General features: G+C 69.1%; 19 protein-coding genes and 2 pseudogenes. 11 read left to right on the top strand and 10 right to left on the bottom strand.

What is annotated here, in order from left to right:
- The gene (gene istB, locus CP969_RS00815; protein ID WP_016828383.1) at positions 1–771 is read left to right on the top strand and encodes an IS21-like element helper ATPase IstB; all 771 of its coding nucleotides are present in this window, start codon (positions 1–3) and stop codon (positions 769–771) included.
- A 22-nt stretch (positions 772–793) separates the two neighbouring features.
- On the opposite strand, the gene CP969_RS00810 is transcribed toward istB, so the two are convergent.
- From CP969_RS00810 to CP969_RS00785, 5 genes are all read right to left on the bottom strand, one after another.
- Positions 794–1,180 carry a hypothetical protein gene (locus tag CP969_RS00810; RefSeq protein ID WP_223887013.1) on the bottom strand — a complete coding sequence of 129 codons (387 nt, stop codon included), beginning with the start codon at positions 1,178–1,180 and terminating at the stop codon, positions 794–796.
- Between the two features lie 184 nt (positions 1,181–1,364).
- Complete coding sequence (locus tag CP969_RS00800; protein WP_223887012.1) at positions 1,365–1,925, bottom strand: DinB family protein; 561 nt, start codon at positions 1,923–1,925, stop codon at positions 1,365–1,367.
- 78 nt (positions 1,926–2,003) lie between these two features.
- Positions 2,004–3,056 carry an ArsO family NAD(P)H-dependent flavin-containing monooxygenase gene (locus CP969_RS00795; RefSeq protein WP_016828386.1) on the bottom strand — a complete coding sequence of 351 codons (1,053 nt, stop codon included), beginning with the start codon at positions 3,054–3,056 and terminating at the stop codon, positions 2,004–2,006.
- The gene (gene arsB, locus CP969_RS00790; RefSeq protein WP_016828387.1) at positions 3,053–4,153 is read right to left on the bottom strand and encodes an ACR3 family arsenite efflux transporter; all 1,101 of its coding nucleotides are present in this window, start codon (positions 4,151–4,153) and stop codon (positions 3,053–3,055) included. The genes CP969_RS00795 and arsB overlap by 4 nt, the downstream gene beginning before the upstream one ends.
- Positions 4,150–4,458, bottom strand: a complete 309-nt coding sequence (locus tag CP969_RS00785; RefSeq protein WP_026085577.1) for an ArsR/SmtB family transcription factor — start codon at positions 4,456–4,458, stop codon at positions 4,150–4,152. Before CP969_RS00785 ends, arsB begins: the two co-directional genes overlap by 4 nt.
- A gap of 95 nt (positions 4,459–4,553) precedes the next feature.
- On the opposite strand from CP969_RS00785, the gene CP969_RS00780 reads away from it, so the two are divergent.
- From CP969_RS00780 to trxA, 3 genes are read left to right on the top strand one after another with little or no spacing between them, the layout of a single operon-like run.
- Complete coding sequence (locus tag CP969_RS00780) at positions 4,554–4,967, top strand: arsenate reductase ArsC (protein ID WP_016828389.1); 414 nt, start codon at positions 4,554–4,556, stop codon at positions 4,965–4,967.
- Positions 4,964–5,938, top strand: coding sequence for a thioredoxin-disulfide reductase (trxB, locus tag CP969_RS00775; RefSeq protein ID WP_026085578.1), 975 nt, complete (start codon positions 4,964–4,966; stop codon positions 5,936–5,938). Before CP969_RS00780 ends, trxB begins: the two co-directional genes overlap by 4 nt.
- 30 nt (positions 5,939–5,968) lie before the next feature.
- The gene (gene trxA, locus CP969_RS00770) at positions 5,969–6,313 is read left to right on the top strand and encodes a thioredoxin (RefSeq protein WP_016828391.1); all 345 of its coding nucleotides are present in this window, start codon (positions 5,969–5,971) and stop codon (positions 6,311–6,313) included.
- Positions 6,314–6,369: 56 nt separating this feature from the next.
- Here the strand turns inward: trxA and CP969_RS00765 are convergent, their stop codons facing one another.
- From CP969_RS00765 to CP969_RS00755, 3 genes are all read right to left on the bottom strand, one after another.
- On the bottom strand, positions 6,370–6,624 hold the full coding sequence (locus tag CP969_RS00765) for an ArsR/SmtB family transcription factor (RefSeq protein WP_016828392.1): 255 nt from the start codon (positions 6,622–6,624) through the stop codon (positions 6,370–6,372).
- A gap of 86 nt (positions 6,625–6,710) precedes the next feature.
- A complete protein-coding gene (locus tag CP969_RS00760; protein ID WP_026085579.1) occupies positions 6,711–8,240 on the bottom strand; it encodes an FAD-dependent monooxygenase in 1,530 nt (509 codons plus the stop codon).
- A 111-nt stretch (positions 8,241–8,351) separates the two neighbouring features.
- On the bottom strand, positions 8,352–9,398 hold the full coding sequence (locus CP969_RS00755) for a flavin-containing monooxygenase (RefSeq protein WP_016828394.1): 1,047 nt from the start codon (positions 9,396–9,398) through the stop codon (positions 8,352–8,354).
- 44 nt (positions 9,399–9,442) lie between these two features.
- Here CP969_RS00755 and CP969_RS00750 point away from each other — a divergent pair, with 44 nt between their 5' ends.
- Positions 9,443–9,784, top strand: a complete 342-nt coding sequence (locus CP969_RS00750; protein ID WP_051044473.1) for an ArsR/SmtB family transcription factor — start codon at positions 9,443–9,445, stop codon at positions 9,782–9,784.
- 21 nt (positions 9,785–9,805) lie between these two features.
- Here the strand turns inward: CP969_RS00750 and CP969_RS00745 are convergent, their stop codons facing one another.
- Positions 9,806–10,171, bottom strand: coding sequence for an ArsR/SmtB family transcription factor (locus CP969_RS00745; protein ID WP_026085580.1), 366 nt, complete (start codon positions 10,169–10,171; stop codon positions 9,806–9,808).
- 84 nt (positions 10,172–10,255) lie between these two features.
- Here CP969_RS00745 and CP969_RS33040 point away from each other — a divergent pair, with 84 nt between their 5' ends.
- The 6 genes and pseudogenes from CP969_RS33040 to CP969_RS00720 all read left to right on the top strand — a co-directional run bounded on the left by CP969_RS33040 (position 10,256) and on the right by CP969_RS00720 (position 16,969).
- On the top strand, positions 10,256–10,426 hold the full coding sequence (locus CP969_RS33040) for a hypothetical protein (RefSeq protein WP_016828397.1): 171 nt from the start codon (positions 10,256–10,258) through the stop codon (positions 10,424–10,426).
- Between the two features lie 31 nt (positions 10,427–10,457).
- Positions 10,458–11,851: pseudogene (locus CP969_RS00740) on the top strand (NAD(P)-binding domain-containing protein).
- A pseudogene (locus CP969_RS00735) lies at positions 11,848–13,091 on the top strand (MFS transporter). Before CP969_RS00740 ends, CP969_RS00735 begins: the two co-directional pseudogenes overlap by 4 nt.
- A gap of 277 nt (positions 13,092–13,368) precedes the next feature.
- Positions 13,369–14,400, top strand: coding sequence for a hypothetical protein (locus tag CP969_RS00730; protein WP_016828398.1), 1,032 nt, complete (start codon positions 13,369–13,371; stop codon positions 14,398–14,400).
- A complete protein-coding gene (locus CP969_RS00725) occupies positions 14,379–14,984 on the top strand; it encodes an ABC-three component system middle component 2 (protein WP_016828399.1) in 606 nt (201 codons plus the stop codon). The genes CP969_RS00730 and CP969_RS00725 overlap by 22 nt, the downstream gene beginning before the upstream one ends.
- Positions 14,981–16,969: a DNA recombination protein RecN gene (locus CP969_RS00720; protein ID WP_026085581.1), complete on the top strand. Its 1,989-nt coding sequence runs from the start codon at positions 14,981–14,983 to the stop codon at positions 16,967–16,969. The genes CP969_RS00725 and CP969_RS00720 overlap by 4 nt, the downstream gene beginning before the upstream one ends.
- A gap of 518 nt (positions 16,970–17,487) precedes the next feature.
- Here the strand turns inward: CP969_RS00720 and CP969_RS00715 are convergent.
- A complete protein-coding gene (locus tag CP969_RS00715; protein ID WP_016828401.1) occupies positions 17,488–22,428 on the bottom strand; it encodes an NACHT domain-containing protein in 4,941 nt (1,646 codons plus the stop codon).
- Between the last annotated feature and the right edge of the window lie 50 nt (positions 22,429–22,478).

Below are 22,478 nucleotides of genomic sequence, written 5' to 3'. Positions count from 1 at the left end.
TTGAGCGAGCTGGTCTCCACCCGCATCCGCACTACGGCCGGCAAGCTCGGCCTGCCCCACCTGGCCGAGGCCCTGAACCAGTATGCTCAGCGCGCCGACGAAGCCAAGATGGGTTATCTCGACTTCCTCGACCTGGTGCTGTCCGAGGAACTGGCCGTCCGCGATGACCGCCGTTTCCGCCAGGGCCTGCGACTGTCGAAGCTCCCGCACCACAAGACGCTGGAGAACTACGACTTCTCCTTCCAGCCCGACCTCGACCCGCGCAAGGTGAAGGACCTGGCCACCTTGTCGTTCGTCGAGGCCAAGGCGAACGCCGCCCTGCTCGGCCCGCCCGGAGTCGGCAAGACCCACATCGCCGTCGCCCTCGCCGTCGCGGCTTGCCGGGCCAGCTACTCGATCTACTTCACCAGCCTCGACGACATGGTCCGCAACCTCACGGCCGCCGAAGCCGCAGGCCGCCTGACCAGCAAACTCGGCACCTACCTTCGCCCGAGTGTCCTGGTGGTGGACGAGGTCGGCTACCAGCCCCTGGAACGAACGGAGGCGAACCTCGTCTTCCAGGTGATCTCCAAGCGTTACGAAAAGGGCTCGATCATCCTGACCTCCAACAAGACCTTCAGTGAATGGGGCCAGGTCTTCGGCGACGAAGTCCTGGCCACCGCGATCCTCGACCGGCTCCTCCACCACTGCGACGTGATCTCGATCAACGGCCCCAGCTACCGGCTCAAGAACCGGCTCGCCGCCATCGAGCGGGACACCCAGGTGGCCTGACCAGCGAGAACCGCAGAGCCCGTCACCGGACGACAGCGATCTCCGGAAGAGGCTGCTGCCATTCCCCCAGTTCCGCAACGAGGACCCGGCGGGCCAGCCGCCGGGCCAGAGCCCAACCTCCATCGATCGACAGTGCATCCCCTGTCCATCGATCAGCGTTCCCGCCCCCACTCATCCCGCTGAGGACCACGTCGATCTCCTGCAGGTCAGCCATGACTCCGTGGGCGAGTTGCCCCTCAGCCACCAAGGCCTCGGCCATGCGGAAGGCGTGATCGAAGTCCAGGGCGATCTCGTCCGTCATCACCGCATGCTTGACCAGCCAGGACACCTGGGCCTGGGCATCAGCCGCCAACACGGTCAGCGCCTCCATCAACAGGCGCCGACGGAACGAAGGATCAGCACTCTCCACCACACGATCGTCGCACGCCCACACCTGACGAGCCCACAGGCGAACATCCGGCTGAGCACATTTATCCGTACTCACCTGAGCACTTTTGCGAGTACGCCGACACGCGAAGCCCTGCAGGCCCTCGCCGGCCGCGCCGCTACCACCGATCCCGCCGCCCGCAGAGCGGGTGACATCTGCACCATCCTCACCCCCGTACCGCCTCGGGCAGACCGGGCAGAGTGAGCTGGCGCCGGTGGAAGTCGAAGTGCCGGGCCGGATAGCGGTAGAGGTCGGCGACGGTCATGACGTCCCGGAAGAACGGGTCCCACCGGCACGGGTAGTGCATCCGCCGCGCCAGGTGGGCCGGCGCCTCTGCATCGACCCGCCGGTGCAGGTCGGCGATGACGCGGTCGAACAGCCCCGCCATGCGGCGGCGCCCGAGCAGCCGCGCCCCGCCGACCGGGCCCACATAGTTGACCAGGTCGAACGGGCCGGTCGCGGCATCCAGCAGCCGTGCAAAAAGGCGGCTCGCGCTCAGCGGAAGCCGCCCGAGCAGAGCGAAGACGAGCAGCAGGGGGCGGACGAGGAGATATCCGAACAGCATGTGGAACAGCAACTGCTCGTTGGTCCACCGCGTTCTCTCGCTGGCCCGCACCAGATCCACATGGGTGGCCGACTCGAGCAGCTGACGGAACTCGATGCGCACCCGCTCCAGCTCGTCGTGGACCGCGCGCCGGTCGAACGCCATGTTCCCTGCTGTCTCCACGTGTCCTCCCCGGCAGACCAGACGGGCAGCGCGACATCCTCTTCCAGGCCCGGCACGTCAGAGTAGCCGGGCGGGGTGTCAGATCAGCAGGTCGCGGATCTGGCGGGCGGCGTCACGGGCCGGGCGGCCGACGCCGATGAGGGTGGCGGAGGCCGGGCCGGTCCAGTCGCCGTAGCCGAGCAGGTGCAGCCGCGGTTCACCGACCGCCCGGGTCCCGGCGGTCGCAACATGGCCGCGCAGGTTCAGCGGGGCGAGGTGGGCCAGGGCGGGCCGGAAGCCGGTGCACCAGATGACCGCGTCCGCGTCCGACCGGCTGCCGTCGGCCCACCGGATGCCGGTGGCGGTGAGCCGGGGGAACATCGGCTTCAGGTCAAGGAGTCCGGCGTCGCGGGCGGCGCGGACCGGCGGGACGGCGACGATGTCGCCGAGGGAGGCGACCCCGCCGGTGTCGCCGCGGCCTTCGTCGAGGGCGCGGCGGCGGGCGGTGGCGACGTCGAACAGGACGCGGCCGTCGATGTCGTCGGGCAGGAAGCGGGGCGGGCGCCGGGTCGCCCAGGTCACCGTCACGTCGCCGACCAGGGCGAGGTCGGCGGCGATCTGGGCGCCGGAGTTGCCGCCGCCGACCACGACGACGCGCTGTCCGGCGAAGTCGGCCGGGCTGCGGTAGTTCACCGTGTGCAGCTGCCGCCCGGCGAAGACGCCGCGGCCGGGGACGGCGGGAAGGAAGGGCCGCGACCAGGTGCCGGTGGCGCTGATGACCGCGCGGGCCCGCCAGGTGCCGGAGTCGGCCTCGACCAGGAGCTTCTCGCCGTCGCGGCGTACGGCGCCCACGCGGGTGCCGTGCTGCACGGGCAGGCCGTAGCGCTTCTCGTAATCGGCGAGGTAGTCCACCACGTGCCCGGCGTCCGGGTAGGTCTCGCCGGGCTGGGTGGGCATGAGCCGCCCGGGCAGCGAGGAGTGGGCGGCCGGGGAGAACAGGTGCAGCGAGTCCCACATGTGCTGCCAGGCCCCGCCCGGTGCCGCCTCGGCGTCCAGGATCACGAAGTCCAGGTGCTGGCGGCGCAGGTGGTAGCCGGCGGCGAGCCCTGCCTGGCCGCCGCCGACCACCACCACATCGGTGTGCTGCGTCACGGGGCCGTCGTCAGAGAGGCGGTGGCGAACTTCTTGCGCCAGGCGAGCGCGACGTAGATCAGGCCGACCAGGATCGGCACCTCGATCAGCGGGCCGACCACACCGGACAGGGCCTGGCCGGAGGTGACGCCGAAGGTCGCGATGGCGACCGCGATGGCCAGCTCGAAGTTGTTGCCCGCCGCCGTGAAGGCGAGGGTGGTGGTCCGGTCGTAGGCCAGGCCGATCGCCTTGCCGAGGGCGAACGTGCCGAAGAACATGACCGCGAAGTAGACCAGCAGCGGCAGCGCGATGCGGGCGACGTCCCAAGGCTGCGAGGTGATGGTCTTCCCCTGCAGGGCGAAGAGGATGACGATCGTGAACAGCAGGCCGTACAGCCCCCAGGGGCCGATCTTCGGCAGGAAGCCGTTCTCGTACCTCTCGCGGCCCATCTTCTGCTCGCCGATGCGGCGGGTGAGGAACCCGGCCAGCAGCGGCACGCCGAGGAAGACGATGACATTGAGGGCGATCTCCCCCGTGGAGATGTCGAGGTTCTCGCCGTTGCCCAGGCCCAGCCAGCCGGGGAGGAGGTCGAGGTAGAACCAGCCGAGCAGGCCGAAGGCCAGGACCTGGAAGACCGAGTTCAGCGCCACGAGCACGGCGGCGGCCTCGCGGTCGCCGCAGGCGAGGTCGTTCCAGATGATGACCATGGCGATGCAGCGGGCCAGACCGACGATGATCAGGCCGGTGCGGTACTCGGGCAGGTCCGGCAGGAAGATCCAGGCGAGGGCGAACATCACCGCCGGGCCGACGAGCCAGTTGACGACCAGTGAGGAGATCATCAGCTTCCGGTCGCCGGTGACCGCGTCGAGCCGGTCGTAGCGGACCTTGGCCAGGACCGGGTACATCATGATCAGCAGGCCGATGGCGATCGGCAGGGAGATGCCGCCGATCTCCACCTTGGCCAGGGCGTCGTTCAGTCCCGGAACGGCGCGGCCGAGGCCGAGGCCGACGGCCATGGCGAGCAGGATCCATACGGCGAGGAAGCGGTCGAGGGTCGACATCTTCGCGGCGATCGACGTCTCCGCGCCGGGGGACGCGGGTGCTTCGGTGCGGGTCACGGACAGGCCCGCTTGTTCTCGGCGGCGGTGCGGGCGGACTCGGCCAGGTCGGCGAACTGCTCGGAGAGCCCGGCCAGGACCTCGGGCTTGAGCCTGTAGTAGGTGAAGCGGCCGCACGGCTCGGTCTCCACCAGTCCGGCCTCGCGCAGCACCTTCATGTGGTTGGACAGGTTGGTCTGCTTGGCTCCGGTCTCCTCGACCAGGTGGGTGGTGCAGAGCGTCTCGCGCGCCAGCAGGGTCACGATCTTCAGGCGGAGCGGATCGCCCAGCACCCGGATCACATCAGGATCGACTGAAGTCAGCATGCACTGATATTGTCACATCATCGCTCGCTGATATCAGCGGGGGCTGAAGTGATGGGCGGCTGGGTTCCGCCATGCCACGAGAGAGAACGATCACCATGGCCGACAAGCCGTCCGTCCTGTTCGTCTGCGTCCACAACGCCGGCCGCTCCCAGATGGCCGCCGCGTGGCTGACCCACCTGGCCGGAGACCGCGTCGAGGTCCGCTCGGCCGGCTCCACGCCCGGCGATCAGGTCAACCCGGCCGCCGTGGAGGCCATGCGCGAGGTCGGCATTGACATCTCCGCCGAAACCCCGAAGGTCCTGACCATCGACGCGGTCAAGGAGTCGGACGTCTGCATCACCATGGGCTGCGGCGACACCTGCCCGGTCTTCCCCGGCAAGCGCTACCTGGACTGGAAGCTCGAGGACCCGGCCGGCCAGGGCGTCGAGGCCGTCCGCCCGATTCGTGACGAGATCAAGAAGCTGGTCGAGGGCCTGATCGAGGAGATCGCGCCGGAGAAGACGGCATGAGCAACGCTGAAGTGCGCGACGTCATCGTCATCGGCTCCGGCCCCGCCGGATACACCGCTGCCCTCTACACCGCCCGCGCGAGCCTCGAGCCGCTCGTCTTCGGCGGCGCCGTCTTTGTCGGCGGCTCCCTCACCACGACCACCGAGGTCGAGAACTTTCCCGGCTTCCCTGAGGGCATCGACGGCCCGGACCTCATGCAGAACATGCGGGCCCAGGCCGAAAGGTTCGGCGCCGAGATCGTCGAGGACGACATCGTCGCCGTCGACCTGACCAGCGATGTCAAGACCGTCACCGACACCGTCGGGACCGTGCACCGGGCGCGCACGGTGATCGTCGCGACCGGTTCCGGATACCGCAAGCTCGGCCTGCCGAACGAAGAAGCGCTGTCCGGGCGGGGTGTGTCCTGGTGCGCCACCTGCGACGGCTTCTTCTTCCGCGACCGCGACATCGTGGTCGTCGGCGGCGGCGACACCGCGATGGAAGAAGCCACCTTCCTCACCCGCTTCGCCAGGTCCGTGACGATCGTGCACCGCCGGTCCACCCTGCGCGCCTCTCAGGTGATGCAGAACCGCGCCTTCTCCGACGACAAGATCTCCTTCCTGTTCGACAGCGAGATCGCCGAACTCCACGAGAAGAACGGCATGCTGTCCGGCCTGAGCGTGCGCGACACCGTCACCGGCCGGACGCGCGAGGTGGCCGCGACCGGCCTGTTCGTCGCGATCGGCCACGACCCTCGGACCGAGCTGTTCAAGGGCCAACTGGAGCTGGACGGCGAGGGCTACCTCAAGGTCGAGGCCCCCTCGACACGGACGAACATCCCCGGCGTCTTCGGCGCGGGTGACGTCGTCGACCACACCTACCGCCAGGCCATCACCGCTGCCGGCTCCGGCTGCGCGGCCGCGCTGGACGCCGAGCGGTACCTGGCGGCCCTCGCCGACGTGCCCGCACCGGTCGAGGCCGTGGCCGTCTGAGGCATCCGCCCCACGCGCAGGAGGAAAGACGTGGCTCTCAAGAACGTCACCGACGACTCCTTCGACCAGGACGTCCTGAAGAACGACAAGCCCGTGCTCGTCGACTTCTGGGCGGCCTGGTGCGGTCCCTGCCGGCAGCTCGCCCCCTCCCTGGAGGCGATCGCCGCCGAGCACGGCGACAAGATCGAGATCGTCAAGCTGAACATCGACGAGAATCCGGGCACCGCCGCCCGGTATGGCGTGATGTCCATCCCGACGATGAACGTCTACGTCGGCGGCGAGGTCGCCCGGACCATCGTCGGCGCCAAGCCGAAGGCCGCGCTGGAGCGCGACCTGGCCGACTATCTCGGCCGAGCTGTCAGCCGCACACGATGAAGGACCGGCCCCTGCGGGGACGGTCCTTCGGCACGGGCTTGGCGCGGGGTGCGGGGTTACACCCGGTCGAGGGCGTTCGCCGCCAGGGCGCCGACCGCCGGGTCCAGGATCACGCGCACCCTGTTCAGGTCGTCGTAGTTCACCGAGTACCAGGACCAGGTGCCGCGGCGTTCACGGTTCAGCAGGCCCGCCTCGGTCATGATCTTCAGGTGGTGGCTGACGGTGGGCTGCCGGAAGCCCAGGCAGTCGGCCAGGTCGCAGACGCATGCCTCACCGGCCGGGGCGTGCTCGATACGGCATTCCGCGGCCATCGGTCGTGACGGTGCGGAAGGAGTAGAACCCCCAGATCCTGTGCCGGTCCGGCCTGATCGCAACGGGCGCATTGCGGTGGGTGGAATCAACGGCGGCCGGTCGGCAGCCAGCGGTCCAGGTAGGTCCGCAGGCCGTCCAGGTCGGTCCCCCGTGCGACATAGCCCAGGTAGCCGTCGGGGCGAACGAGTCCCTGCGCGACGCCCGGCCACGGGCTCCGTCCGCCGAGCCGGTAGACGGAGACCAGACCGCCCCGCCTCTCCAGGACCGGCGAGAGCCGTTCGTCCGGCCAGAGGGGCGGTGGCCCGGACAGCAGCAGGTGCCAGCCCGGTGCCGCCGTGCGCGCCTGCAGCCCACGGGGCAGGTCGGGCAGCCGGTCCCCGGCTCTCGGCCCGCCCCTGGGCGGTCGCGAGCCGGCCGTGGAGGCGGGGCTGCGCCGATAGTGGATGCCCAGTTCGGAGACGGTCCGGAAGAGCCGCCCGCGGATCCCGGCCGCGCGGAGCACCAGCGGCGCCAGACGCGGGGCGACGTGGGTGCGGCCGACGCGGAGGACAGGGTTGCCGCTGGTGGCGATGGTGAAGGCGCGGTCGGTGAAGCGCAGCACGCTGTGGCCGACGGGTGCCCGCTCGGCCTCATACGTTGCCAGCAGTTCCTCGGGCGCCGCGCCCCGGCAGACGAGGGCGAGCTTCCAGCCGAGGTTGAGCGCGTCCTGGATGCCGGTGTTCATGCCCTGCCCGCCGGCCGGGCTGTGGATATGGGCCGCATCCCCCGCGAGGAAGCAGGGGCCAAAGCGGTAGCGGGCGGCGCTGCGGTTGTGGAGGCGGAAGTCGGTCATCCAGACCGGGTCCCGCAGCGTCAGCCGCTCGCCGGTGTAGCGGTCGGTCATCTCCTGCAACAACGGCAGGTCCACCTCGGCCGCCGGGGCGTCGGGCGGTCGCATTGCGAGCATGCGCCAGCCGGCCGGTGAGCCGAGCGGGAAGAAGAACATCATCCCCACCCCGCGCATGTACGAATGCACGGAGTCCGGCTCCAGCCCGTCGACCTCCAGGTCGGCGAGCAGGAACGTCTGCGGGTAGGCGTATCCCTCGAATCCGATGCCGGCCTGGTTGCGCACGGTGCTGTGGGCGCCGTCGCAGCCCACGACGTAGCGCGCCTCCACGGCCTCCTGCGAGCCGTCATCGCAGCGCAGCCGGCAGACGACGCACGAGTCCGTCGCCTCCAGCCGGACCAGTTCGGTGCCACGCTCGATCGTCACGTCCCGCACGGCCAGGTGCTCGGAGAGGACGTGCTCCGTCTCGGCCTGCGAGAGGAACAGCAGGAACGGGTACGCCGTGTCGGTCAGTCCGATGTCGAACAACCGCAGCGCCACCACGCGGCGGGGCAGATGCAGCCGCAGCCGCATCGCCGGGTTGCCGCGGGCCACCAGCTCGTCCGTCACCCCGAAGCCCGCCAGCGCCTCCAGGGTGCGGGGCTGGATGGCAAGCGCCCGTGATTCCCGCACCCGGTCGAGGGAACGGTCAACGATCCTGAACCGAGCTCCATACGCGCGCAGTTGCGCGGCGAGGGCAAGACCGGTCGGCCCCGCTCCCACTACCAGCACGTCCAGCGGTGCCGTCATGAATCCACGGTAGTGGAGGCGCGAGGCGCGCGAGATCCCTCGGCGCGTCCTACGTCGAGCCTGTGCCCTGCTCCGACGAGAAGAGAGGCCGAGCAACCGTTGACGCTGCGGTCAGCGTGAACGGCCGAGCCGGGACAGGACGTGCGCGGCGTCGCGTCCGACGCCGCGCAGGGTGTTGGAGGAGAAGCTGCGCTGGAACTCGATGCCGACGAAGCCGAGCCCCGCAATGGTGGCGATGCCGCCGTGGTGCCGGGGTCGACCGTCGAGGTCCAGGGCGCCGCTGCCGTCCAGGTAGGGGAAGGTGCGGCGGTAGCCGGTGGCCCAGACGATCGCATCAACGGATTCCTCGGCGCCGTCGGCCCACACGACACCGTCCGGGGTGAGGCGGGTGAACATCTCGCGCCGTTCGACGCCGTGGGTGTCAAGAGCGGTGCGGTAGTGCCCGTCGTCGAGGACGGACACCGGCATCCTCTCCAGCAGCCGACTCAACGGAGCGATGTCGAAGCCGGTGTGCTGGAACCACCAGTGCACGTCCCGGCCCAGCGGACGCTGCTTCAGCCAGCCGATGGGCCGCCGGGTGGCCAGCGTGGTTTCGGCGACTGCGCCGAGTTCGGCGGCGATCTGGACGGCGGAGTTGCCACCGCCCACAACCACGACCCGCTCACCGGTGAACGGGTCGGGGGCGCGGTAGTCGGCGGCGTGCAGCGACTGCCCGGCGAACTCCTCGTGTCCGGGCACGGCCGGTGTGTACGGGCCGCGGAAGGCCCCGGTCGCGGCCACGACCGCGGGTGCCGTGAACCGGCTGCCGTCGTGAGCGCGCACCACCCAGGCGCCGTCGCGGGGCAGCATCGAGGTGACGGTGGTGGAGGTATGGATATCGGCGTCAAGGCGGCGGGCATAGGCGCGCAGGTAGTCGACCACCTCGTCCCTGGCCGGGTAACGGTCGCCGTCGCCGGGGAAGCGCATGCCGGGCAGTGAGGAGTACCGGGCGGGGGAGAACAGGGTGAGGCTGTCGTAGTAGTGCGGCCAGGACCCGCCGGCCTGTTCGGCGGCCTCCAGGACGAGGGTGCGGGCGAAGCCGTGGCGAGGCGCGAGAGCGGCGGTGGCGAGACCGGACTGGCCGGCGCCGAGGACGACGAGGTCAGCGTGGTGCTCCATGAGACCCTTCTCTGCAACGTCGTTGTTTCGGGAAGTGACGAAATATGAACCGTGAAGCGGCACCGGCGAGCGGTGGCGTGAACGAGGGGGTCGACCCGGCGACCGCCGACTTCCTCAAGGCCCTGGCGAGCGAGACCCGCCAGCTGGTCATGCGGCAGTTCGCGGGCGGTGGCGAGCTGACCGTCGGGCAGATCGCCGAGCGATGCGGTCTCAAGCCGTCGACGGCTTCCGAGCATCTGAGCCTGTTGCGCCGCGGCGGCCTGGTCCTGTCCCGCAAGGAGGGCAGGCAGGTCTTCTACCGCGCCGACGGCACCACCATGGCGAGCCACCTGGACGCGCTCAAGGAGTACCTGATGCGCTGCTGCCCGCCCAACTGCGATGACTGACCGCTGCCGTCTCGGCGGCGGTCAGCCGCGCAGGTCGAGCATGGCGGCCATGGCCGCCACCACGGACGGGGCGACTTGGTAGTAGACCCAGGTGCCGCGCCGTTCGGAGGTCAGCAGGCCGGCCTCGCGCAGCTTCTTGAGGTGGTGGGAGACGGTCGGCTGGGAGACGCCGACGTCGGCGATGTCGCACACGCACGCCTCTCCGCCCGGGTGGGAGGCGACCTTGGAGAACAGCCGCAGTCGCACCGGGTCCGACAGCGCCTTGAACATGGCGGCCATCTTCTCCGCGTCTGCCTGGGACAGCTCCCCGGCCGTGATCGGCGGACAGCACGGCACCACGTCACCATCCTGCAGAACGGGCAGTCCCACAACCCCTGATTTCGACATGCGTCTATGTTGACACTCGTCGATACAGGTGGCAACCTCCGAGGCGCAGAGAGGCATCGATAGCCATCGAATCAAGGAAGCGTCGTGACCACCACCCTCCGCACCAGACTCACCACGGCCCGAGCCCGCCGCGCCGCCCGCCACCTGGCCGGCGTCAGCTTCTGCGACAGCTGCGCCCAGGTCATCGACAGCACCGCCCGAGCAGCTAAACGCCGGCAGCACGCCCAGCTGACCGCCTTCACCCACGCGCGCTGACCCCCTTCGCCCTTCAAGGAGACCGAGCACCATGAACACCCAGCAGCTGCCCGTCGTCGTCATCGGAGCAGGCCCCGCCGGACTGGCCGCCGCCGCCCACCTCGTCGAGCGCGGCATCGAGCCCCTCGTTCTGGAAGCGGGCGGCCGTGCCGGTGCGGCCGTCCGTGAGTGGAGCCACGTGCGCCTGTTCTCCACCTGGGGCGAAGTCGTCGACCCCGCCGCCGAGAAGCTCCTCGCACCCACCGGCTGGACACACCCCGACCCGGCCACCTACCCCTCCGGCGGCGACTGGGCGGAGCAGTACCTGCAGCCACTCGCCGACGTCCTCGGCGACCGCGTCCGCTACGGCGCGCGCGTCACCGGCGTCTCCCGGGCCGGCCGCGACCGGATCGTCGACGCCGACCGCGAGGCCCAGCCCTTCGTCCTGCACGTCACCCACGCCGACGGCCGCGAGGAGCGGATCCTCGCCCGCGCCGTGATCGATGCCTCCGGCACCTGGACCTCTCCGTCCCCGGCCGGCGGCAGCGGCCTTGCCGCCCTCGGGAGAAGGCGGCGGCCGACCGGATCACCTACCGCGTCCCCGACCTCAAGGACCCCGCCGTCCGCGCCCGCTACGCGGGCAGGCGCACCGCCGTGATCGGCTCCGGCGCCTCCGCCTTTACCGCCCTCGCCCACCTCGCTGACCTGGCCAAGGCCGACGACGGCACGGGCACGCACGCGATGTGGATCCTGCGCCGGGGCATCTCCGGCTCCACCTTCGGCGGCGGCACGGCCGATCAGCTGCCCGCCCGCGGCGCACTCGGCCTGGCGGCGAAGGCCGCCGTCGACGACGGCCACGCGGACGCGGTCACCGGCTTCCGGACCGAGGCGATCGAGCGGGCGGACGACGGCCGCCTGGTCCTGGTCGGCGAGGACGGCCGCCGCCTGGACCCGGTCGACGAGGTGATCGTGCTGACCGGCTTCCGCCCCGACCTGTCCTTCCTCGACGAGCTGCGCCTGGGTCTGGACGAGCGCCTCCAGGCCCCGGTCGATCTGGCTCCGCTGATCGACCCCAACCAGCACTCCTGCGGCACCGTCTACCCGCACGGCCACCGCGAACTCGCCCACCCCGAACAGGGCATCTACCTGGTCGGCATGAAGTCCTACGGCCGCGCCCCCACCTTCCTCGCGATGACCGGCTACGAGCAGGTCCGCTCCGTCGCCGCCGCCCTCGCCGGCGACCTCGACGCGGCCGACCGCCTCGAACTCACCCTCCCCGAGACGGGAGTCTGCGGCGGCGCCGGCCTGTTCGACACCCCCGACGCCACTCAGGCCGACGGCGGCGGCTGCTGCGCTCCAGTACCGCAGCTGGTCCGGCTCGGCGCGCCGGCCACGACACCGGCCGCCGCTGAGGAGGCTGCTGCGGGCGGTTGCTGCGGCTCGTGACCAACCTCACCACTCAGACGAGCGGGGCCGCGACCGGAACAGGGGACCGGTCGCGGCCCCGCGCCGCCCTGCCCGCCCTCTGCGTCACACAGATCACCAGCTGGGGCATCGTCTACTACGCCTTCCCGTGCTGAACCCACAGATCACCTCCGCGACCGGCTGGCCGGCCGGAGCAACGACAGCCGCCTTCTCACTCGGCTTGGTCGCCTCCGCGTTCGCGGGCATTCGCGTGGGCCGGATCCTCGACCATCGGGGCCCGCGCACGGTCATGACTGCCGGATCCATCCTCGGCACCCTGAGCCTGATGATCGTAGCCATCGCCCCGAACCTGCCGGTGTTCTTCGCCGGTTGGTCACTGGCCGGACTCGCGATGGCCTCCACCTTCTACCAACCCGCCTTCGCCGCGCTCACCCGCTGGTGGGCCCCCGACCACGTCCGCGCCCTGACCATCGTCACCCTCGCCGGCGGCCTGGCCTCCACCATCTTCGCCCCTGTCACCGCGGCGCTTGCTGAGCAGTTCTCCTGGCGCGGCACGTACCTGGTGCTCGCCGGGATCCTCGCCGCCGTCACCATCCCCGCCCATGCCCTCGCCCTCGGCGCACCGTGGCCCGACGCACCGCCCGCCCCAGCGCACGGCGGCGACAGCGCGGACATCGTGGCCAGGCGCCAGCCGTTCTGGGTGCTCGCGGCCGCCCTGACCCTCTCGGCCTTCGCGGTCTCCGCCGTCCTCGTCGCCCTGGTCCCGCTCATGATCGAACGCGGCTACACCACCACCCAGGCCGCCTGGGCCCTCGGCCTGGGTGGCGCCGGACAGACCCTCGGCCGCACCCTGTACGCCACGCTTGCCCGCCGCACCAGGCCAGCCACACGAACGACCGCACTGATCGGGCTTGGCGGAGTCACCACCGCGGCCCTGGCCGTGGTGTCCGAGCCGTACGCAGCGCTGGTGGTCCTCTCGGTCGCAGCCGGAATGGTCCGCGGCAACCTGACCCTGCTGCAAGCCACCGCTATCACAGACCGATGGGGCACCACCCATTACGGGCGCCTGTCCGGACTGCTCGCCGCGCCGACGACCACCGCCTCCGCGCTCGCCCCGTTCGCAGGCGCGGCACTCGCCGCGCCCCTCGGCGGCTACGCCCACCTGTTCGGCGTGCTCGCCGTCGTGGCCCTGGTCGCCGCGCTCGTGGCACCGTGGACGAAGCCACACAACATCACTCCGGCATCAAAAATGCGCAGCTGACTGTGCCTTTGTGCGTCCGGCCAGCTGGTTACAGGACCGGCCAAAGCGGCGTCACGCCCGCACCCCGTCCAGTCCGGCATGCGTACGGTAAGCCTGGCTCTCCGGCAGGGGTACTACTGACAGCATCAGCGGCCTCGGCAAAGAGCCACTGAACATCCTCTTGATCGGGAGAGGAGATAAGCGCTACCGTCACCCTTTACTTTGCGTCACAGGAAAAGCACGGGCTGCGATTGGGTGGGTCTGTGAGCTGGGGGGTGCCGTGCAAGGTCATGTGGCGATGGCGGCCGGGGTACCGCCGATCAGTTTCACGACTCATCAGACCCGCACAGGCAGCATGGGCGGCGCCCGCGAAGATTTCGAGAAGATGATCGTCGAACTCGCGGGGGCGACGATGCCCAACGTTCGCGTGATCGCTGCGAACCCCGGCGACTGGGGCGTCGATGCGTTCGTCGGTGACTTGGGCGGCTCCATCACGGTCTGGCAGGCTAAATACTTCCATCCCGTCACCGCCAAACCGCATCAGGCAAGGATCAAGGCGTCCTTCGAATCGCTGATGAAGCAGGCGGCCGAGCATGGGCACACCGTGCAGATGTGGGTGCTGTGTATCCCGTCGAGCATGGACGGACCGACGGCGAAGTGGTGGGACAGGTGGAAGAAGGACCAGGAGCGTAAGCACAGCCTGGTGATCGACTTGTGGGACGAGACCGAACTCACCCGCAGGCTTCGGGCCCCGGAAGCAGACCATGTGCGTCGGGCCTACTACGAGCCGTACACGGCAGCGCCGATCGTCGAAGACGAGGCGCGCCTAATGGTGGAAATGGATGAGGACAAGGCGGTGGCCTTCGACTCGGCGCTCTTCGTCAGACAGATGAGGGAGGCCGGGCACGTCGAGCTCGACGGCGCCAAACGCCAGTTCTTCAACGCTGACCTGGTCGCGCGGGAAATCGCCCACAAGGGAGTGCCTGCGGAGGTCAACGCTCTGGTGTCCACCGACGCCACCCTTCACGGCGTGTGGGAGGCCCGGTTCAACGAATGCTGCGCGGAAGACAATCTTCGCAAGTTGCACGGTCTGGTCTGGGCTGATGTCCGGGCCGAGCATCCACAGCTGCCCAAGCAGCTCAGGCTCGAGGTAGCGCACGCCTGGGGGCTGGTTCACCGGCTCGTGGACAACAGGAAGGCCGGCTGGGTCAAGCACTGGCGCAGCATTGCCGCCACGCATCCTGAAGCCGAGTCGGCGCCTGCCCACCAATTCCAGCACGAGTCCCCGACTGACGGTGAGGAGTCCTCGTGGATGCCGACCGGCCCGTAGTCATGCCGGAGGACGAGGTCCAGTTCCGGCTGGCGCAGCTCCTCCTGCTCATGAACGCCATGGACAATCACAAGCACCCTGGCGCGACCCTTGAGCGCATCGGGTACTACGACTTCCTCTCCGCGAACCCCTTCCTCGTGGTGGAGCCGGACAGCCGAGAAGCATCTCTTCTGCGCCTGGCAGGCTTCGACCCGCAGGTGCTGTCATACGCCTCTTCAGGACAGCGCTTTACCAGTCGCCGCGAGCGGATCCAGCACGACCTGAGCCTGCTTGTGGCCTACGGCTGCTGCACCGTCAAAAACGAGCAAGGGGGCCTCGTCTACGGCATCACGTCCGCGGGCAGGGAACTGACGGCTCACCTCACCGCGACCTACGCGAGGTCCTTCACCACCGCGGCCGAAGTGGTGGTTGGAAAGCTACGGCGACTCAGTGACGCCCGCCTACGCAGGGAAACTGCTAGCTGGCTGCGCGTCGACGGCAGCAGCCGGCCCGCCGCCGTTCTCGCCAGTGTCCTTGCAACCGTGGACGACGGCAGAGCGGTACTCCAGCCACGTGAACAGTCCTATGCGGAGGAAGACCGATGACCGAAGCACAGGGCATCCGCGTACGACGTCTACGTCTGGTGGGCATCGGCCGTAACTACGACGTCGACTTCACCACAGAGGGCCGGGTCCAAGACCTCTCCGTCATCTCCGGAGCCTTCAGCTCCGGCAAGACAGCCGTCCTCGAGTTCGTCGCCTACGGCCTCGGTGCCAAGAACCACCCCCGGCACCCCGAAGTCCTCCGCAAGGTGCGCTCGGCCCTGCTGGAAGTTGAACTCTCCGGCGACACCCACGTCATCGAACGCGCCATAGGCGAGCCCTCCACCGTGGCCTTCGTCCGCCGCGGACAGCTGGACCAGCCATCCCTGTCGCCCCCTGAACGCCGGGACATCGCACCGGCTGGCGCCCCCCAAAGCCTCTCCTCGCTCCTGCTGAGCCACTGCAAACTGGAAGGCGTAGAGCTACGAGAAGCGCCGACCAACGCGGAATCACGGACCGACCCGCTCAGCATCCGCGACCTGATGTGGCTGGCCTTCCTCCCTAACGAACGCGTCGCCGACAAGAACTTCCTCTTCGAGAACAGCCCACCGCGCAAGCACAAGCTGCGCCAGGTCGTCGACGTCGTCTTCGGGGTCCACGACGACCGGGCCGTGGAACTCGGCTCGCGCATCAAACAGCTCGAGGGACGACTCAACCGCTCCCGCGGCGAGCTGGCCGCCGCCACCGCCTTCGTCGCCGAACAGAATGCTGAAACAGCCAACGAACCGTCAACGCGCCTCAATTCCGAGCGCGAACTGACTTCGATCACAGCACAGATCGAAGAACTCGATCAGCAGGCCCGCGCTGCGACCAGCTTCGCCGAAGAGCTACGCCAGACCTACCGGAGCGCTGCCCAGAACGCCCGCACAGCCTCCGCCGTTTTGCGCGATCGCGAAACACAACTCGCCCGCATGCTTCCCCTGCGGGCCCAGTACGCCGACGATCTCCTCAAGCTCGGCATGCTCGCGCAAGCGCGACGGCTCTTCGACCCACTCCGCGTCCGCACGTGTCCCGCCTGCCTGCACCCGCTGTCTGCCTCGCCCCATGTCATCGAGGGGCACTGCAGCATGTGCGACCACGACCTTCCGGCCACACCAGACCTGACCCTTGGCGCTGCTGCCGACAGCCGTCTCGACACAGAAAATGAGCAACTGGACGTCGCAGCTGAGATCCGCTCGACGAAGGCCCGACTTAAAGAAATCACCACGTACATCGAGGAACTCGACGCTTCGCTGGCCTCAGCTAAGCAACGGGCCCACACTGCCGGTCTGGAAGAACAACGTGCGGCAAAGGCCCTCGACGAAGCCACCTCACCAACCGTCTCCACCTTCCTCGCGGCCAGAGACGAACTGCACCGCCGCAAAGAGGCAGTCACGCGTCAGATCGACCAGCTGAACACCGCTTCCAAACTGCAAGAAAGCTTGGCTAAACGGGCCGGACTCGTGAACCGGCAAGAAGCTAACCTTGGCCGTCTGCGCGAGGAACTCGCACAACTGGGTGACGCCACTCAGGACCGAAATGATGTGCTGCGCAACATCAGCTCGCGGTTCGCACGTCTCCTTGCAGAGTGGCACTACCCCAAACTCAGCCAAGCCCATGTAGGGACTGATCTGACTCCGTTTGTACGTGGCGAGCCTTACCAAGAGGCCTCTTCAGGAGCCAGGACACTGATCACCCTCGCCTGGCAACTGGCCGTCTTTGAGACAGCTTTCGAGAGCGGAGCCGCGCACCCTGGCTTCCTCATGATCGACAGCCCGCAGAAGAACCTTGGACACGGCACCGGCAGAGACACCCTCATCGCCGACGCTGTCAGCACCGACGACTTCTACCGGCACCTCACACAATGGCTGGCACACCATGGCAACGGCGCGCAGATCATCGTCGCTGACAACAGCCCACCAGACCTGATCGACGACCGTGTAATCGTCCGCTACACCCGCGACGAGAGCCAGCCGCCTTACGGACTGATCGAGGATGAGACGGGCTGAAAGTAGGACCGTCCGAATCCGCGGAAGGCCGCTGACGCCTTTCCCTGCCCCGGCCGTCGGGTCCCCGGCGGCCGGGGCCGAGGCAGTAAGTCAATCGGGATTCACGCCCAGACCCGCCGTTCGACCGCTCAATGCCTTGACCCAATCTGGCGTCATGCCCATTCGATGCCCAGCTCCCGGAGCGCGGCCCTGTCCAGGAGCGATCTTTCTGAGCAGCAGATGGGGCCTTAGCCTGCACTGATCATTTTGTGATGCGTTCGCGGGTGGGTGATCGTGGGGCGTCAGTAGGGCAGTGACTACGGGAGCGCTGGGCTGGGGTAGGGGGTTCTGACCTGCGGATTCGTCAGGCAGGCTGGGTGGATGATCAGGTCGTGTCATCTGCATTGCGTACGGTTCAGGTTCAGTGATCATTGGTATGCGGAGGTGCTCGGGCGAGTTGTCTGCCGTCATTGATTCGAGCGCCTTCGTGAGCAGGCGGCAGCCGTGCCGTAGCAGTTTTTCTGTGGTTGCCGGCGGGATCAGGTGCGGTTGGTTTTGACGCGGGTGAGTTGTTGTTGGACGGCCGGTTCATGGCCGGGGCGTAGGCCGACTGTCTGGCTGTATTCGCGCCATTGGGTGAGGTCGGTGGTGCGGGGCTGGCGTTCGCCGAACAGGCCGAGGATCAGGGTGGCGTCGAGGGTGCGCAGGCGTTGTTCGAGCCAGTCCCGCCGGATGAGGAGGGCGTCGACGGTTCCGGTGGGCCGGTGGCCGGTCAGGGCCCGCGCGACCCGGGAGCCGTCGCTGGTGTACCAGTCGCCGTTGTCGGGGCCGCGCGTGAGGCCTGCGCCGTGCAGGAGCTGGTGGGAGGGCAGTGACAGGGCGACGGGTGCGTCCAGGGAGCAGTCGTGGCCGCTGGCGCTCCAGTTGTACTCCTGGACAGCCGGCACCGCGTGCAGGGGCCGACCGTCGGTGTCGCAGGCGACATCGCGTGAATCTGTGTCGGATTGCGGGTCGGTGGCGTCCGTGCTCGCCGGACGGCTCCAGCGTTCGGCGAGCTCGTGCAGCTGCTGTTCCCGTGTAGAGCTCTGGGCGAGTCCGAGCTCGCCCAGGAGATCGTCGAGGTACTCGCTCGCTTGGGTGGCATCGTCACCGGTCATGGCCCTGCGCCTGCGGCCGGCGGGCGATCGCGGTGCGGGGGAGGAGGCCGACGGCGGTCTGTCGGTGTCGGCGCCGTAGTCGATGAACCGCATCTCGTTGTCCCGGCCGTCCCGCTCGGGGACGTGCCGGGGGATGTCGGCCAGGTAGATGCCGTGCCAGGAGGGGATCTCGGGCATCCAGCGGCCCATGAGGGTGCGTGGGGCGAGGAAATCCATCGCGGGCTCGTAGTGGGCTTTCTCCAGCAGCCAGCTGTGGATGAGGTGCCACTGTTCGGCCTGTCCCTTCCACTCGGGCCCGCCGACGCTGTCTGCGACGTACTCGTACAGGACGACCCACTGCTGGCCCTGGTCGTCTTCGCGTACTGCGAGCGTGCCGAGATCGGGCAGCCCGGTGTCCTGTTGCAGCCAGTCGGCGAGCTGGTCGGATGCCGGCAGCACGGGCGGCGGGGGCTCCCACCGACCGTCGGGAGCTGTGAGGGGAAACGTGGCGTGAGCGGCGTTCGCCGCGGCCGTGTTCTCGTGCTCAGTTGTTGAGGTCGGGGAGAGCGGGTGCGCGGCAGGGGGCAGGGTGGGGTCGATGTCGAGGAGCAGCAGGGCTGCGGCGCCTGGATACTGTGCCGGGTCACCGGCGTGCGCCTGGATCATGTGCCGGTGGTTGGCGAGGCGTTCAACCAGCGCGTGCAGGCCCAGCCACTGGTACTTCTTGCCGATGCGCTCGGCCTTGTGCCCCTCGCGTCCGCGGCCGGCGCCGCGCATGTTGTCGAAGGCGGCGAACCGTTCCGGGGTCCATCCGCGCTGTGCGGCGTTGTCGAAGATCCAGCGGCTGGCCCAGTCCTTGTCCACCGGCGTGTCCGCGAGCTGCTCCTCGCGCGTCGGCGGCTGTGCGCACTGCTCAAGCAGCCGCTGCTGTTGGCCCGTCAACACGCGGCGGGCACGCCAGCATTCGCTCAGCAGCCGGGTGACAGCCTGGGGTGTACCCAGTGCGTCGCGTACGGATGCGGGCAGGCTCTGGGCGAAGCCCTCCACCTTGTCGGGCACCAGCAGCGGGGGCTGTTCACGCCGCTGGTAGGCCGGTGCTGGGGCGGGCGTGGCCAGGGGCAGCTGGCTGAAGGTTCTGACAGCCGGCTTGACTTCGTAGCTCGTGAAGTCCGCCAGGCCCAGCAGGGAGGCGCGCAGACTTCCCCACAGCCGCTCGTCGTGCGCGTCCCGTGACGGGTAGCGGGCGTCGATGGTCTCCTCGCCAGGTGCCGGGCCGGGGTGGGGGCAGGGGTGGGGGTGGGCGCAGCGGGCGGCGTCGTCCTCGGAGATGAGGCCTGCCTCGAACGAGTCCTGGACCACGCGGGAGGCGGCGTCGCACAGCAGGGCGTTGACGGACGCATGGGCGGGGGAGCTGACATCGCCGTAGACGTGGGCGAGCAGACGTCTGGCCACGTCTGCCAGCAGGGTGTGATGGCCGGTGCTTGCGCGGGTGCGGGCCACTACGCCGCGCGCCACGACGGCGAGCCGTTCGAAGACGTAGGGGTCATCGATTGCACGGACATCGGTGTGAAGGAATCGGTCCAGCAGCCTGGTGAGGACCTGCGGGTAACCCAGCAGCAGCTGCACCAGCGCCTTGGTGACCCGATCCCGCAGGAAACGGTTGGAGGATGTGAGCGTCCACACCAGGGTGGTGGCGGCCAGTCGCACCACCTCCTCCTCCGAGGGTTGATGGGCCACCGCCGCCATGCTGGTGCTGCCCGCGCGCCGCGGTGCCCACGGTGCGGCCGCCGCCGCAGGCGAGGGGCGCAGCTGCGGTGGCGTGGGCAGTTGCTCGGCCCAGCGCAGCAGGCGGTGCAGTGGCCCGGACCGGTCGAGCACGTCGTAGATCGGGATGCCCCACTTGACGTCCCGATCCGCCGGCGCCATCGCGCACAGCGTCCGGTGCAGGTGGTCGGCGTTGAGGAGGTGCTCCGTCTGGGCACTCACGCCCATTGTTGCCTCCAGAACCATCGGTCCCAGGTCGAACTGGTCGGCTGCCTGCTCAAGCAGGGCGGCGGTCCGCCTGCCGACACTACGGGCGTCGCGCAGCGCCAGCGTGCGTACCAGGCTCACATACAGTGCGAACCTGTTGCGCACGCTGTGACCATCGGTGTCGGCGTCCTGGCCGGCGCCGAGGAGGTCGATCAGCTCGCGGCCGGTGCGTTCGGCGAGCAGCACGGTGGCCGCCTCCACCAGGTTCGGGGAAGCCGCCTCCAGCCAGGTCCGCAGCGGCGATTCGGGGGCCAGCGTGCCCGTAGCGGCGGCGGCCTCCACCTCGGCGGCGTGCTCGGCGAGCATCGCGTCGACGATGCGGTCATCGCTGAAGGCCTGGTAGCCGAACCCGTATCCGGCTTCCGGCTGCCCGTCGACGGTGCGGAAGCGCTCGCTGGCCAGTACCCCGTGCGCCACCATCTGCCCGAGCAGCGTGTCCGGCCACCGGGTCAGGTGCGGGGCGAACGGCGCGGTGATCTCCCGCACCTGCTGCTGGGACAGGACCTCCCGGCCGGCCCTGGCCATCTGCCAGGCCAGTTCCTTCACCGCTCGCTGCACCACCCGCTCACCCACATCCAGGTGCAGTGCCAGGTGGATCTGGTGGGCCCTGCGCTGAAGGAAGCTGTCGAACACTGCACTGCGGTGCTGGGTGCGCGCGGCGATGCCCCGCTGCTTCTCCGGCAGGGCCTCCAGGCTCTCGCAGTACAGCTTCACAAACAGCGGGTTGGAGAAGGCCGGCGCGAGGAGAGGCGTGCGCGGCAGCGCCGACGGCGCCTTTTGCAGGTAGCTTTCCAGCGCCTCCACCTCATGCCCGGCGAACCCCGGATGATCCGTACACGGCACGTGATGGGCCGACACGTCAGCCGGCAGTACCACGTCCTTGAGGGAGGACCGGCACGAAACCACCACCGCCACATGGTCATACGGTTCGGCCTGGGCCCACAGCTGCGGCAGCCGGCTGCGCCATCTGCCCGGCTCCTCCGCATCGTTGAGCGCGTCGATCATCAGCAGGAAACGTGTATCACTGGCAGCTCCGGCGGCATCCAGCGCCTGCAGCAGCACTGTATGCGACACATCCCCCAGGCCCAGCTGCCGTGCGATCTCCGTCAGCGGATCCTCGGCCGCCATCAGCTCACCGAAGACGGTCACAGCTGGCCTGCCGGCCTCAAGCGCCCGGCGCGTGGCATCGACCAGCAGATGCGTCTTGCCCTGTCCCGCTTCGCCCAGCAGCACCCACGCCTTGGCTTCTGCGGCGCGTGCCTCGTCCGACCTGCACAGTGCGGACAACCGGTCGAGCGTGATCAGCAGAGACCGGATCGGGTCCGTGTCACCGGCCCGCTTGTCCTCGTCGCCGCTGACGAGCTCGAACCACTCCCGCTGCGCCTGCCGGACGTCAAAGACCACCTCGGAGGCCCTCTCAGCCGCCATGGCCATGCGCTCTGCGGGCAGACCCGCCGCAGTGACCGACTCCACCGCCAGGTGCAGCTCATCAGCGATATGTGACAGCCGGGCGAGCTGGCTCTCCACTCTGACCGCCACGGACGCAAGCTGCCCGGCATCCGCATCGCGCGCTGGCGCGGACCGTGACTGCCACGCGAACTGCGCGTCGGACACGGTCGTGCGGAAGATCTCCACGCGCTGTTTAACGTGCTCGATCAACGATCCCGCCATGGCGCAGGCGTCCAATGTCGAGGCGACCGGCAACGGGATGTGATGCTGGGGCGTATAGCGGTCGCTGGCGATACGAGCCGCGCGTTCGAACTGCTCCTTCAGCCACTCGGCGCCCAGGGCACGCCGCTGGAAGAAGAACCACAGGCGGCCCTCGTTTCCCGGGGCCAGCAGCTGCTCCAGCAGTTCCCCACTGCCCAGGAGTTCCACCTCGATGTCCCCGGTCCCCTCCAGCTGCCTCTTCCAGCCGGCGACTGCCTGCTCCCACCTCTGACGGGCGCCCACGACCGGCTTGCCCTTGTGTAGATGCGCGGGATCCGGCAGGTCGATGCACACCATGAACACCATGCGCGTCACGTTCCGGCGGGGCCGGTTTCTCCCCACGGCCTTGAGACTTTCCCGCGCTAGGGGTAGAAGATCATCAAGCTCGTGCACATACTTCACCTGAAAGCCGTGCACCCGCCCGTCCGGCGCCAGGTTGTACCACTCCACCCCGCCGTCCGGCGCGGCCGTCTTGATCGTCCGCCAGCCAGGCCGAGCAGGCTCCCGCAGTTGGAAACACAGCTCCTCGAAGGCACGGTCCTGACTCCCCGCCCAGGACCGGATGCTCCGCCAGTCAACCGGGTCGGCCTGTCCGTAGGACAATGCAGCTCTCCTGCACTCGCGTTAGACAAAGAGGTCGAGCAGCTTATGCG

Source organism: Streptomyces viridosporus T7A (genome assembly GCF_008704515.1).
GTDB lineage: Bacteria > Actinomycetota > Actinomycetes > Streptomycetales > Streptomycetaceae > Streptomyces > Streptomyces viridosporus.
This window is presented reverse-complemented; position numbering and strand designations above follow the sequence as displayed.